The sequence below is a fragment of the Enterococcus sp. DIV0724b genome, from assembly GCF_050531475.1.
Taxonomy (GTDB): domain Bacteria; phylum Bacillota; class Bacilli; order Lactobacillales; family Enterococcaceae; genus Enterococcus_L; species Enterococcus_L haemoperoxidus.
In genome coordinates this window covers 190,767-203,656 of sequence record NZ_CP172890.1, presented here as the reverse complement: position 1 = coordinate 203,656, position 12,890 = coordinate 190,767, and the positions used below count along the sequence as shown (strand labels likewise).

Here is a 12,890-nt window from a genome sequence, read left to right as displayed (position 1 = left end):
TAATCAATATATAGTGATAGTTAATATGGATAAACAAATGGAGGAAAATAAACTTGGAACAATGGAATAAAAAGTGGCTTGTTGGTCTAATGATACTTCCAGCAGACTTAAGGCATATCTATGGGAGGGATAAAAAATGGTAGAGCAGATTCGACTCGTTTATCAGACATTTATGAACATTCTCTATGTACTATTAGACCCGCTTTTAGCAGGTCTCGTTCTTTATTGTATCCTTTCAATCAATCGACTAAAAAAAGAAATGGCTACATTAAAACATAAAATACATCAGCTAGATAACAACTGAGTAACAGCACATGAGGACCCATTTCTCATGCGCTTTTTTGCTATAAAAATCAGCTACTACTTTACCAGTCCTTTTAAGACCGTTTTGACTACTTTAAATTCTTCATCCAAAAGAATCAAATCAGCATCGTATCCCACAGCAATCTTCCCTAATTTCTTTTCACCTAAAATAGTAGCTGGTGTAGTTGAACCCATTTTGATTGCATCATCTAACGGAATGCCCATCTCCACACTCAATTTCAGTGCTTCATTCATCGTGACTGTGCTGGATGCTAATGTGCCGTCATTTAAGCGGGCAACGCCATTTTCAACCGTGACATGATGTCCGCCAAATTCATAAACACCATCTCCCACACCCATAGCTTGTAAAGCATCTGTGATTAAAACCATCCCGTCTGCTCCTTTTATTTTGTGTAATAGACGGACGATTCCCGGATGTAAATGAATCCCATCAACAATTGCCTGAACACTGACCGCATCATTTTCAAGAGCTGCAGTAACCAAACCAGGTGCCCGATGATGGATCGACGGCATTGCGTTGAAACAGTGAGTTATATGTGTAGCACCTTGTTGAAAAGCAACTTGGGCTTCTTCGTATGTTGCATCAGAATGTGCAATGGCAACGACAACGTTTTTTTGTTTTAAATAGGTGATCAATTCCAAACAACCTGGTAATTCTGGTGCTACGGTAACCATTTTGATCAAATCACCTGCTCGTTCAAAAATCATGTCCATTTCTTTTAAGTCTGGATTTCTGAGATAATTCGGATCTTGCATGCCTTTTCGTTTAATGTTTAAATAAGGGCCTTCTAAATGAATACCTAAAATCTTCGCTCCTATTTCATGCCCTATAACTTCTTTGGTTCGATCGATCATTGTTAACAATGCTACTAAAGAAGAAGTGACTGACGTTACTAAAAAACCAGTAGATCCAGTTTCCAAACACTTTTTAGACACTTCTTGAATACTTTTTGTAGTGCCATCCATCATATCAAAGTTGTTGGCTCCGTGAATATGAACATCGATCATTCCAGGAATCAGCAATTGTTTTTGGCCATTGATTCGATGATTCACGACCTCATTAGAAAAAGTGTTAGCCTCTGATGATTCTATCGCTAAAATACGTTCATTTTCTATCAGGATATCGACTAATGCTAGGCTATCTTCTTTACTGATCATTACGTTTTGAATAAGTGTTTTCATTTTTTTCCACCTTCTACAAGAATGATTTTGACTTCGTTTTTTCGTAATTGCTTCGTGATTGAATCTGGCAGTGGTTTATCTGTGATCAATAGATCGATTTTTGCAAAATCTAATTTAAAATTGGTCGTATTTCTAACTTTAGAGCTATCGAGTACAACGCAGGTTCTTTTCGCATTTTTGATAATGGTTTGTTTTAATTCGATATCTTCTAATTCAGAGTAAAACAAGCCTGCGTCACTGATGCCTGATGCACCGATAAACGCGATGTCAAAATAAAAATTAGCTAATTGGGCAATCACTGATGTCCCCTTCAACAAGTGAGAGTTAGAGTTGAAGTATCCTCCTAACAGATAGACATCCTGTTTATTATTCACTTCTGTCGCTGATATTGCATTGTCGATCGAATTGGTGACAATCAGGACATTTTCTTGGGTAAGTTCTTTTGCGATAAATTGAACAGTTGTTGAAACATCTAGCCAAATGGTTTGATTATCTGCTATTTCTTTGACTGCTTTTCGTGCAATTTGAATTTTTTCTTGGCTATGTTCAACTAAACGCTTGGAGTAATCTTCGATTTTGGTTTTAATGATCGGCAATGCAATTCCTCCACGATATCTTTCAGCTAAACCATCATTGACGATCAGTAAGATATCTCGGCGAATGCTGTCTTTAGATATTTGGAAATAGTCGGCTAATTCGGTTGCGTCTAGCTTTTCCTTCTCTTGTAGTAACTCTAAAATTTTTGCGATCCGTTCTTTTTGATTCATACGTTACCTCCTGATTTATTTTGAGTATAACAAAAAAACTCCCGTTTGCACATTAATAAGTTTTTCCGAAAATATTTTAAGTTTTCGTAAGCAAAAAAAAGACTTTTATCTAAAAAGTCTTTTTTACAACGATATTCATTTGGCGATCGATCATGTATACAGTGGGTTGACTATAGACATAAACAAAATCATACTGCCTTCCAACTTTTTTCCTATAGATATGTTTGGCTAGTTGCTCAATACTTTTTTCATCCTCTCCAAACACGAATATGAATAAATTATTTTCTTTGTATAGCTTATAATTACCACTTTGGAGTTTTTCAACTTTATTATCGTAAGCCTCGATTAAATTAAATAATGAATGCCAATTAGCAATTGAAATAGCAACCTTTTTCTTGGTATTATCAGGCAAAGGTAAATTGATTCTAAGGACATCATTTCCATATCTCTCCTTAATGATTTCAAGGATTTGCTTATCGTTATGGACATTGATTTCGTCAATACTCAACGCTTTTAGAACACTTTCTTTCAATGATTGGGTAACTTCTACACCAATATTTTGAGTTGGATTTTGTATATCTGGTTTATCTAAAAGGATTGCTTCTTGGTATTTTTCAGGTTCTATTTTTCGAAGAATTTCCAATGCTTCCCGTTCATCTGGACGTTCCATTATGGGCATGTGATCGCTCCTGTTCTTGCTTTGTTATAGTCACATTATACTAAAAATTTAGATAAATCAACTCCATAAAGCAACATAAAAAAGCTGAACATCTAGTTAATTTCACTTCAGCTAATTGTGTCCCTTCTTCTACAAAAAACTCTTGCTCAGGATATTTTCCATTAATGACTGTTTTTGGTATAGGATTAATTTGTACTTTAAATCATTTTCTCTGTGTATGTTATACTGTACTCATGATAAACGTCAAAGGAGTTTACTTATGATCATTGTACCTACAAAAAAATCATTACCACTTTTCAGCGAATTTCCAGTTTCTACTAATATAACAAGTTCAACTGAACGATCATTTTTTTCTTGGCACGCTAATTATTTTACTTTGGACAGAAAAAAAATTTTAGTTTTAGTTAATGACCTGTCTTTTTCTCCAATCGTTTTAGCTGATATTAATGCAGCAAACAGACAACAGATTTCTGATTATGTAAAAGAAGGAATTGAACATGTTTTTGGTTATAGTACAGACAAACCTTATCAACTAAAAAAATATTTTTTGAGAGCTGGCAGAATGGAAATTTCTTATGCCTATAACCGTTCGATCAGCGGTATTAACAACAACATGATTCAAACGCTGAAATCTTATCCCGAAGATATTGACCTGAATTCACGACTACAGACTTCTGTAATGGAATTCCTCGCTAAAACGCCATATCGCAGTATGACTCCTGAATATTCTTTTAGCATTGACGTTGTAAAAAAAGAGTTAGATAAGCTATAGGCTTTCTAACTCTCTTTTTGAGCAACTTTATTGAACAGTTTAAAACATTGTCAGAGCAACGATTTGGAAATGTTCATTTACTTATACCCTATTGAACTTTTCTCCTAACGAAAAAGCACCATGATTTTCATCATGATACTTGTCGTACTTTTAAAGTCGGACACTAGTCCTATATTTATTATAGTCTACAATTGATTTTCATTCAAAATTGACTCTAGAAAACTACCGCTACCTTCCCCAGATATATTCATTTTTTACAGAACGCTATCATACTTGTTCAATTTTAATTTATTTCTATTTTTTTAAACGAATGTTCAAATAACAATTTCTACCCAAATGATCTTTCAATCAATGTTCAACTGGTCCCATGATTATTAAAAAATCTTTTTCAGAATAGTTTCCCCTAATGAAGCTATTTTCATTGATGGTACAAAGATCGAAGCGGATGCCAACAAGTTCAGCTTTGTGTGGTAAAAAGCGACAACATGTTATGAACGTTCTTTGGATGAAAAATCCGAAGCGTTCTATCAAGCTCTTTATCAAGAAGAGATCGTGCCCTGTTTAAAAGAAGAAGGTCCAGCCCATGGATTGACGAGCGACCAGCTAGAAGAAGTTACTCGCCGTCTACAAACTGATTTACAGAAAACAGAAGAACCTACAAAAAATACCTCCGGAAAGTCCAAACAGATTACCTACCAAGAAAACAAAAGTATGAACGGTACAATAAACTTTATCAAGAACGAAAAAGCTTTTCCAAAACAGATACCGATGCCTCCTTTATGCGCATGAAAGATGATTACATGCGCAATGGTCAGCTAAAGTCAGGATGCAACTTACAAATCGCAACAAAAAATCAGTACATGTTAACCTATGACCTATTCCCGAATTCAACAGATACAAAAGCCCTAAATCCGTTCTTAGATCGCTTTTTAGACTAGCACAAAGAATTACCAGAATATATTGTGGCAGATACTCGGTACGGTAGTGAAGAAAATTATATGTATATCAACAATATTCTGCATAAAATTCCTTTGACTACGTATGGCGGTTACCACAAAGAAAGTAAAAAATACAAAGAAAATTCATTTTTGATTCAATATTTATAGTTTTATTTCATAACTATCTTTTTATAAATGATTGCGTTAGCTAAAAGAATTGCTACTAAATTCAATGGTATTAACTGAGTTACGGACAGCAATTAAGGACTGCTCCAATTTTTTACCACTTTTCCCTTTAATCATTTGTTTTCCATTTATTGCAACAACTTTCTTACTTGCATTTTGTGCATCTGAATTAAGACTTTTTTTAGTTTTTTTAGCTTCAGGTTTGTATTCGTTGCAGACGGTTTTACATTCTTGTATTAACGCTAATTTTTGTACTCTCTTTTTCTCTTGTTTTTTGTAGTAATCGAGCTCTATCTTCAACAGAGTAACATTCGTAGTTTTGTGTGTTAAGCTTTGTTTATCACTAGATTTCTGAGCTTCTCTATTGTATTCATCAATTTTTCTCTGATAATAATTTATATTTGATTGATACGATGCGTCTAACTTCATAGTCAATAACCTCTTTATAGTTTGAATGAATTGGCTTCTGCTCTATCCTCGTCTACAGCTTTTGTAGCAGAATTCTGCATAGCAATGCCTATTTTCCTAATATTTTGACTTGCTTTTTTTATATTGCTTTTAATTCAAGTGATACGTCAGTATTGTAAGTGCTTGGAGTATTTCCTTTGCAAAACGGGAAAACGGATTGAATAACTTCGGTCACGTCTGAATCAGATAATTCAGAATAACAGCCACCATTCAGTCCATTTTGAATCGATTTCATTAAATTCATAATAGCCATACCTTCACGCTCTTCAAAATTTTGAAGTTGCCGTAATGTCTTTAATAGAGATTCTGAAAGATTTATAAAATCTCTTCCTGATGCATTTAAAGTAGAGGGATCATAGAATATTTTAATACTCCCATCAGAATTGAATATACCTGAAAATGACTTATTCATATGACCTACTACTGGAAATTTTGCAGAATTTGACTGTACTAAAAAACGCTTACCTATTGTTTTTCCTAGAGGAACAAACCCCACTGGATCAAGTTCATGTCTATAATCTCTAATTCTATTGTTGTAGTACCCTTGATCAACTAAATCTCGGTATTTTTTAGGTAAAATACGATAACAGCGAGCAGCAGCAAAAGTTGTTGCATTTTTATTATTCATAACGCCCATAAATTGAGCTAATGCACCACCTAGACTGTGACCTGTAAAACTATAATCAGCAGGTTTTCTATTATTTACTACCTTATTTACTCATTTTTCATATTCAATAAATTGATGATTATCACTGGCAGAACCTTTACTCCAGCCAGCTAATGAATGAGAAATGATGGGATTTTTAATAGTATTCGATGCATTTTCTGCAATAAATCTCACGTATTGCGTTTTGGAAGAATTCTCTTTTATGTTATCTACTGATAGGTTTGTTCCTAATTGATTAAAATTTGTCGTCCAATCCTTTAGTTCAGAAGAGCCACGAGATACAAAGATAATATTATCAGGTTGTCCACCATTTTGGATTTTGTCATAATCAGCTTGATTTACTACTGCAACTGCTTGTAGTCCGGATTCTTTATCAATAGAATTAATTACTCTATAATCACCATCTTTTGTCTTTAGCACCGCTCCTATAGTTAAATTTTCATCTTCGTAACTATCAAAAGATAACTTTGAAAAAGTTTCATCTTTAATTTTATTAGACATCGAGTCCTCCTTATATTATCATTTAGTAATTAATAACTATACTATCACAAGAGGTGTGTTATGATAAGAAAAAAATATATATGTTTAAGTATTTTAATATTGACAATTGTATTAGCCTTTGGAGGATGTAAAAGCATGGAAGAGAGCGAAATGAATTATTACATGAAAGAACAGAAACCAAAAATAGAAAAATTTTTAAAATATAATTATAACAATATTAAATCAGTTACATTAACGCAAGCTAATAAAAATCCAATGGGTGGATTCTCAATTAAAGGATATGTTAATGAGAATAAAAATTTAAAAATATCTGTACCTGCATCACTTGAATCGGATATTGAGTATGTAAATGGTTTAGCTGATCCTTTCTTTGAAAAAAATTATAAGTTTCCTGGACAAGATACAAAATCCGTTTCTGAAATAGAAGCAGAGGAAAAAACAACAATGTCTTCTTCCGCTAGAATGAGCTTATGGAAAGAAAAATATGGATCAAAAACAACTTGATTTTAAAAGAGAACTGAGGATAGATAAAGAGGAGTTAGCTTGATCTCCGACTCCTCTTTATCCTCATCCTGAGAAACATCAATTTAGTAAGGTATCTTTTTTAATTCCAAGGTAAACCAATTAATTTTGATGTTTTTGCATACTAAAAGAGTGGTATTCCTGGAACTTGATATAATTAATTTTATGTAAAATTGATATTCACAAGATATTCTTTATAGTTGTTATTTTTGTATTCATTAAGTCATAAAATATAGTAAATAAAAAATGACGGTAGGATTTAATAAATGAAGGTTTTATCCAAGCAAAGAGTTCTAGTATTGATAGTGATAGGTGGAGTTTTCTTTATGGGTAACGTATCAAATGCAGCTAGTTTAGAAGACGTAAAAAAATCCGTTCCCAATGGAAGTGGGGAAATAGTACATCCTAATTTATATAGAGACTTAACACCCGAAGAGAAAGAATCGTTTAAAGCTTGGCCAACCCCTCCCACCCAAATAAATCATTTCAATCATTAATTATAGTAGGTTTGAAACAATTATCAATAAAGAACAGAAAATTACATTATATTGAGAAGAACAACTATTCAATGAAGTGTCTTCGTCTATTGCACTACACAAGTCGAAAGAATCTGTACTATTTAAATAAAAAAATGTTATTAAGTAAAAGTAGAAAAAGTCAGGACAAGATGCTCTGACTTTTTTATGTTTAATAAGGTATACGTAGTTAAACTATCTTAAAACGCTGCTATAACAATGTTTTAGAGTGTTCAATTTTCAGCATTTGTTGAAGAAATCACTGGTTTATTACCAAAAAAAGTACAAATTTTTATTGGCGCTGGCCTTTTTTCTACAGCTATCATTCAGACATTATCATTTCTTGAAATCAGCATTCTGACCAATGACGTTTCTGCTCTTTCCATTGATCACCCTGAGAAAAAAGCCTTGATTACAATCAGCGGTGGTGAGCTGGAAAAAAATACGCGTGCTCTTGTTGGCGATGTTGCTACCTATGCTTTTAACAAGATTGAGGCGGATTTTTGCATTATTGAAGCTGCTGGTTTTAATACACATGAAGTAACGACCACACCATTGAGTGAAACATTTGTTTATCGTACGATGATCCAGCATACCAAAGGGCCCAAAATCGTTTATCCCCCCTCCGTTAATTTAGAGACCGTTAGCTCATTTATGATCGAACGTTTTTATTTGATATATTATATACAGATATGTCGATTCCATCTTCCATTTTAACGAGCTATCAAGCACAAGGAATCCCCGTTAAAGTGTTATTTGAATAAAAAAGGTATACTAGAAGGGTTAGCTTTTTCTTAGGTGATTGTCAAATTGAACACAAGCTGTCATCTTGAACTTTTCATATATATTCTTTCATGAACAGTTCCTTAGATTGCATTGAATTTATCCAAACAATCGCTTATTTCAAGACAAAGAAAACGCTTTACAAAAAAATGATCGGAGAAAATTTATATGACACATACATTTCCAGAAAATTTCTTATGGGGCGCGTCCATTTCCGCCCACCAAACAGAAGGAGCTTACCAAACGGACGGCAAAGGATTAAGTGTTCAAGATACACGACCAAGAGATAATCATGAAATCGCAGATTTTAAAGTGGCTGTAGATCATTATCATCATTACAAAGAAGATATCCGTTTACTGGCTGAAATGGGCATCAAAATCTTCCGCTTCTCCATTGCTTGGACAAGAATTTTTCCAAATGGTCGGGGTGAAATCAATCAAAAAGGCTTGCAGCATTACAACGCAGTTATTGATGAATTACTAAAATACGGGATTCAACCTTATATCACCTTAAATCACTTTGACTTACCTCAAGCCTTAGAAGATGAAGGAGGTTGGAGCGTTCGTAGTACCGTAGATGCTTTTAAAGTATATGCTGAAACTTTATTTGAAGCATACGGCGACCGCGTAAAACATTGGTTGACGATCAATGAGCCAAACATCATGCTATTAGTTGATAAAAAAATTCTAGGGAAAGAAATCCCACTACAAGAAAAATATCAACAATTTCATCATCTAATGATTGCTGAAAAATATGCCTTCAAACGTTGCCATGAATTGATCGAAGGTAGTCAAATTGGTCCTGTACCGAATATTTCTCTTGTGTATCCAGCAACGAGCAAACCAATGGACAACCAAGCCGCTCTTTATTTTAATAGTGTTCGTAATTGGGCCTACCTAGATTTTTCTTGTTTTGGCCGATACAACGCTGTATTTAAAGACTATTTAAATCGCAATGATATCACGATTGAATTTGCCGCTGAAGATCAGGAATTGATGGAAAACAACTTCCCAAATTTCGTTGCTATGAATTTTTACACCACAGTCACTGTAGAAAAACCAACCGAAAAAGACGGTATGGCAAACGGGATCAGTGATCAACAAAGTGAAGATATTATGGAATGGGGATTTTATAAAGGCTTCACTAATCCTCATTTGAAGAAAAATGAATTCAATTGGACGATCGATCCAGATGGTTTAAAAACCACGTTGCAAACACTCTATGATCGCTATCACTTGCCGATCATTATTACCGAAAATGGTTTAGGAGCAAAAGATGAATTAACAGCAGATGGTAAAATTCACGATTCTTACCGTATCAACTATTTAGAGCAACATATTGCTCAATGCTTACAAGCCATTGAAGCAGGTGTTGACTTGATTGGATACAGCCCGTGGTCAGCAATCGACTTGATCAGTGTTCATGAAGGTATCAGCAAGCGTTATGGGTTTATTTATGTAGATCGCACAGAGCAAGATGAAAAAGAACTCGCTCGTTATAAAAAAGATAGTTTTTATTGGTACCAATCCTTGATCAAAACGAATCAACTGCCCTCTTAAAGAAAGACTAACTATAAGAAGTCAAGTAAAGAATAAAAGAATTAGTCCAAAATTTAATAACAAAAAAGTGCATAACAAATAAGAGAAAGCAAAGGTATTTTTTTGAGTTACATTCGTATTTCGTAAGGTTCGTTCTTTTTGAGAATCGCATGAACGATGTAACATAACTTTCTGGAAACTGCTCCAAGAGCTGTGAGGTGGTGTTTCCCTTCAGAACGTTTCTTTTCGTAGAAGGCTTTAAGAACAGGATCATGTTGTACTGCAATTAAAGCAGCTGAAAATAAGGCTTTTCTAAGATAAGGGGAACCACGTTTACTCATAACGTTATGTGTTGCTTGATATTGACCAGACTGAGAAACAGTCGCGTCTAGACCAGCGTATGCGACTAATTTTGTAGGATTGGAAAATTTACTAATGTCTCCAATTTCCCCAAGAATAGTAGCGCCATTGATTGGTCCGATTCCTGGGATCGTTTCAATGACAGAATGCAGAATAACCATGATTTTTTTGATTTCAGTTTCAGTATCTTTAATTTGGGCTTCCAGAAATTTAAGTTGTTCAATCATTGATCGTAATTGGAAAGTAAAGGTCTCTTGAGCAAAAGTAATACCAAAAGATCGACTCGCAGCACTTTTTAAGGCATTGGCTTTATCTATCCCTAAACGATTGTGACTCGCTTCTTTAAGTAGTTTCGCAAGAGTATTCGCAGAGATATCATGGAGTGTTTCAGGAGAACTAAATTCAAGTAAAATTTCTTTGGATGCTTTACCAAAAACACCTGATTTACCGAATACTGAGTCATACTCAGGGAAAACTTGGTCTAATACGGCAATGATTTTACGTTTAAAGTCACTCGCTGTCCCAACTAGATAAGTACGATAACGGGAAAGCTGTTTAAGAGAAAAAATATTTTCATCAGAGAGTGTCGTTTCAACAAAGGAACCGAAGCGAATCAGATCTGCAATTAAAACTGAATCAATAATATCATTCTTACGTTTACGAATTTCTGTCCCTTTACGCCACCCATCCGTTTGGATGGGGTTAAGAACATGAATTAAAAACTCTTTTTCATGTAAGTATGAAAAAACCGTTAACCAATAATGACCGGTAGCTTCCATACCTACAGTAAAATCATCTGATGAAGAAGAAAAATCATGAATTTTTCCAAGTAATTTTTCTCCACCTTCAATGGTATTCGGAAAAGAAAATCCTTTAAGAACAACCTTTCCTTCATCATTCATGATTGAAGCAACATGGGAACGTTTCCCAATATCAATTCCAATGTAGAACATAATTATACCGCCTTCATAAGGATTTGGATTGAAATCCACTCAACTGAAAAGCGTTACTACCTTGTTCTAGATACGGAGTAAAGCCAGAAGGCTTTCAACATCTAACTCATTCGTAAACAGCTAAACAGAGAGAGGTGTCAGTCTTTCGATGACGAGTTCATAGACTCAAGGAGAAAACGACATAGCCTCTCAATCCAGTAATTATATTATCTCAAATTTATTGAGTTAATACCTAATGAAAAATAACAATGGTTCATAAGGTTATCCACTAAAATCGGAAGATTAAAACCTTAAATATAATATACAAGGAGAAAAAAATGAATAAAGTATTTACTTTTTTAGAAACAAAATTGATGCCGCCTTTGAATAAAGTTGCGAACTTGCGCTTTATTCGAGCGATTATGCAAGCCGGGATCATTACGGTACCGTTTACGATCGTCGGATCGATTTTCCTGATCATCAATAATTTACCGCAGATTATTCCACCATTAGCACCATTTTTTGAAAATACTATTTTGAAATTTGCTCCGATTTATAGTGTGGCTACCACCATGTCGATCGGCTCGATCGCCATTTTTTACTGTTTGGCGACTGCTTATTATTTAACCGATATTTATCGGAAAGAAGAAAGTGACGGGCTGAGTAGCTTTGTTGGGGCTATTTTAGGATTGTTTGCCTTTTTGATGACGATTGTACAAACAGACATCGTTGATGGCGGTGCCCAGCTGATTCAATCTGAAAGTGAAACATCAATCGTTTATAATGGAATCGCACTCGGTGGTTGGGTCACTCGCTTTAGTGGTGTTGGGATTTTTATCGGGATTATCACAGCTGTAATTGCGACTCAAATTTATCGTTGGTGTGTGAAAAAGAAGATTACCATTCGAATGCCTGAAGGGGTTCCTGATGGTGTAAGTAAAGCTTTTGCTTCATTGATTCCTGCTATTTTTATTGCGTTTGTGATGTTATTTATCAATACAATTTTAGCGGTGTTCCATACTGATTTACATGGATTATTGTCAAAACCATTTGAGTTCGTTAAAGATCTAACGGGTTCTTGGTTAGGAATCATTGTGATTATGCTATTGATTCATCTGCTGTGGGCTGTTGGGGTCCATGGAACTGCCGTTATTAAAAATAGTTTTATCAATCCAATTTTATTAGTTGCATTGACTGAAAATGTGAATGGCGGAACCAATATTTTTGCTGGAGATTTTATTAATATGTATATCTTTATCGGTGGCGCTGGTAGTACACTTGGTTTAGTTTTACTGATGATTTTTGTCGCAAAATCAGACCAACTTAAAGTGCTTGGTAAGGCGGCTGTGCTTCCTGGCTTGTTTAATATCAATGAACCTGTGATTTTTGGGGCACCGATTGTTTACAATCCTTATTTAATCATTCCATTTATTGTAACACCTTTGATCAATGTGACGATTGCCTACTTTGCTTCTTCTGTTGGTTTCGTGAATAAAGTGACGACTGGAATTCCTTGGATTTCGCCTGTGGGAATTGGGGCATTTCTTGGCACTGGAGGAGATTTTAGAGCTGTATTGATTGCCCTGATTAATTTGGCGGTTTCGATTGTTTGTTATTATCCGTTTTTCAAGATGTATGATGGGAAGTTGTATGGAGAACAGACGATGTCATTGGAGAAAGATTGACTCGAATGTACTCTGCTTAAATCATACAGGTATAGTACATTAAGACAATTCACCCAGGATCTACTTTCAA

The 12,890-nt window shown here is 34.6% G+C and carries 13 protein-coding genes and 2 pseudogenes; 8 read left to right on the top strand and 7 right to left on the bottom strand.

Annotated features, from left to right (window positions below; all coding sequences use genetic code 11):
- Positions 1 to 136: 136 nt before the first annotated feature.
- A complete protein-coding gene (locus IGJ02_RS00950; RefSeq protein ID WP_430602886.1) occupies positions 137 to 304 on the top strand; it encodes a hypothetical protein in 168 nt (55 codons plus the stop codon).
- Between the two features lie 56 nt (positions 305 to 360).
- On the opposite strand, the gene nagA is transcribed toward IGJ02_RS00950, so the two are convergent.
- From nagA to IGJ02_RS00935, 3 genes are all read right to left on the bottom strand, one after another.
- The gene (gene nagA, locus IGJ02_RS00945; RefSeq protein ID WP_430602885.1) at positions 361 to 1,506 is read right to left on the bottom strand and encodes an N-acetylglucosamine-6-phosphate deacetylase; all 1,146 of its coding nucleotides are present in this window, start codon (positions 1,504 to 1,506) and stop codon (positions 361 to 363) included.
- On the bottom strand, positions 1,503 to 2,273 hold the full coding sequence (locus IGJ02_RS00940; RefSeq protein WP_010761933.1) for a DeoR/GlpR family DNA-binding transcription regulator: 771 nt from the start codon (positions 2,271 to 2,273) through the stop codon (positions 1,503 to 1,505). The genes nagA and IGJ02_RS00940 overlap by 4 nt, the downstream gene beginning before the upstream one ends.
- Positions 2,274 to 2,382: 109 nt before the next feature.
- Positions 2,383 to 2,952 carry a hypothetical protein gene (locus IGJ02_RS00935; protein ID WP_430602884.1) on the bottom strand — a complete coding sequence of 190 codons (570 nt, stop codon included), beginning with the start codon at positions 2,950 to 2,952 and terminating at the stop codon, positions 2,383 to 2,385.
- Positions 2,953 to 3,211: 259 nt separating this feature from the next.
- On the opposite strand from IGJ02_RS00935, the gene IGJ02_RS00930 reads away from it, so the two are divergent.
- Together IGJ02_RS00930 and IGJ02_RS00925 are read left to right on the top strand one after the other, a co-directional pair.
- On the top strand, positions 3,212 to 3,724 hold the full coding sequence (locus tag IGJ02_RS00930) for a DUF6933 domain-containing protein (RefSeq protein WP_430602883.1): 513 nt from the start codon (positions 3,212 to 3,214) through the stop codon (positions 3,722 to 3,724).
- A gap of 396 nt (positions 3,725 to 4,120) precedes the next feature.
- Positions 4,121 to 4,821: pseudogene (locus IGJ02_RS00925) on the top strand (transposase); the annotation flags it as partial.
- 45 nt (positions 4,822 to 4,866) lie between these two features.
- Here the strand turns inward: IGJ02_RS00925 and IGJ02_RS00920 are convergent.
- From IGJ02_RS00920 to IGJ02_RS00910, 3 genes and pseudogenes are all read right to left on the bottom strand, one after another.
- A complete protein-coding gene (locus IGJ02_RS00920; RefSeq protein ID WP_430602882.1) occupies positions 4,867 to 5,277 on the bottom strand; it encodes a hypothetical protein in 411 nt (136 codons plus the stop codon).
- A 118-nt stretch (positions 5,278 to 5,395) separates the two neighbouring features.
- A pseudogene (locus IGJ02_RS00915) lies at positions 5,396 to 6,019 on the bottom strand (lipase family protein); the annotation flags it as partial.
- Positions 6,020 to 6,034: 15 nt separating this feature from the next.
- Entirely contained in the window at positions 6,035 to 6,484 is a 450-nt protein-coding gene (locus IGJ02_RS00910) for a hypothetical protein (protein ID WP_430602881.1), read from the bottom strand.
- Between the two features lie 135 nt (positions 6,485 to 6,619).
- On the opposite strand from IGJ02_RS00910, the gene IGJ02_RS00905 reads away from it, so the two are divergent.
- The 4 genes from IGJ02_RS00905 to IGJ02_RS00890 all read left to right on the top strand — a co-directional run bounded on the left by IGJ02_RS00905 (position 6,620) and on the right by IGJ02_RS00890 (position 9,864).
- Positions 6,620 to 6,988, top strand: a complete 369-nt coding sequence (locus IGJ02_RS00905) for a DUF1433 domain-containing protein (RefSeq protein ID WP_430602879.1) — start codon at positions 6,620 to 6,622, stop codon at positions 6,986 to 6,988.
- A gap of 344 nt (positions 6,989 to 7,332) precedes the next feature.
- Positions 7,333 to 7,503, top strand: coding sequence for a hypothetical protein (locus IGJ02_RS00900; RefSeq protein ID WP_430602878.1), 171 nt, complete (start codon positions 7,333 to 7,335; stop codon positions 7,501 to 7,503).
- A gap of 276 nt (positions 7,504 to 7,779) precedes the next feature.
- Entirely contained in the window at positions 7,780 to 8,238 is a 459-nt protein-coding gene (locus IGJ02_RS00895; protein ID WP_430604054.1) for a hypothetical protein, read from the top strand.
- Positions 8,239 to 8,472: 234 nt separating this feature from the next.
- On the top strand, positions 8,473 to 9,864 hold the full coding sequence (locus tag IGJ02_RS00890) for a glycoside hydrolase family 1 protein (RefSeq protein ID WP_430602877.1): 1,392 nt from the start codon (positions 8,473 to 8,475) through the stop codon (positions 9,862 to 9,864).
- Between the two features lie 107 nt (positions 9,865 to 9,971).
- Here IGJ02_RS00890 and IGJ02_RS00885 read toward each other — a convergent pair whose 3' ends face one another.
- Positions 9,972 to 11,156, bottom strand: coding sequence for an IS110 family transposase (locus IGJ02_RS00885; protein ID WP_430602100.1), 1,185 nt, complete (start codon positions 11,154 to 11,156; stop codon positions 9,972 to 9,974).
- Positions 11,157 to 11,473: 317 nt separating this feature from the next.
- Here IGJ02_RS00885 and celB point away from each other — a divergent pair, with 317 nt between their 5' ends.
- Entirely contained in the window at positions 11,474 to 12,820 is a 1,347-nt protein-coding gene (gene celB / locus IGJ02_RS00880; RefSeq protein ID WP_430602875.1) for a PTS cellobiose transporter subunit IIC, read from the top strand.
- Positions 12,821 to 12,890: the final 70 nt, after the last annotated feature.

Bases quoted from the DNA above. Each gene is read 5' to 3' on its own strand.
- IGJ02_RS00950 (WP_430602886.1), top strand. From the start codon at position 137: ATGGTAGAGCAGATTCGACTCGTTTATCAGACATTTATGAACATTCTC.
- nagA (WP_430602885.1), bottom strand. From the start codon at position 1,506: ATGAAAACACTTATTCAAAACGTAATGATCAGTAAAGAAGATAGCCTA.
- IGJ02_RS00940 (WP_010761933.1), bottom strand. From the start codon at position 2,273: ATGAATCAAAAAGAACGGATCGCAAAAATTTTAGAGTTACTACAAGAG.
- IGJ02_RS00935 (WP_430602884.1), bottom strand. From the start codon at position 2,952: ATGCCCATAATGGAACGTCCAGATGAACGGGAAGCATTGGAAATTCTT.
- IGJ02_RS00930 (WP_430602883.1), top strand. From the start codon at position 3,212: ATGATCATTGTACCTACAAAAAAATCATTACCACTTTTCAGCGAATTT.
- IGJ02_RS00920 (WP_430602882.1), bottom strand. From the start codon at position 5,277: ATGAAGTTAGACGCATCGTATCAATCAAATATAAATTATTATCAGAGA.
- IGJ02_RS00910 (WP_430602881.1), bottom strand. From the start codon at position 6,484: ATGTCTAATAAAATTAAAGATGAAACTTTTTCAAAGTTATCTTTTGAT.
- IGJ02_RS00905 (WP_430602879.1), top strand. From the start codon at position 6,620: ATGGAAGAGAGCGAAATGAATTATTACATGAAAGAACAGAAACCAAAA.
- IGJ02_RS00900 (WP_430602878.1), top strand. From the start codon at position 7,333: ATGGGTAACGTATCAAATGCAGCTAGTTTAGAAGACGTAAAAAAATCC.
- IGJ02_RS00890 (WP_430602877.1), top strand. From the start codon at position 8,473: ATGACACATACATTTCCAGAAAATTTCTTATGGGGCGCGTCCATTTCC.
- IGJ02_RS00885 (WP_430602100.1), bottom strand. From the start codon at position 11,156: ATGTTCTACATTGGAATTGATATTGGGAAACGTTCCCATGTTGCTTCA.
- celB (WP_430602875.1), top strand. From the start codon at position 11,474: ATGAATAAAGTATTTACTTTTTTAGAAACAAAATTGATGCCGCCTTTG.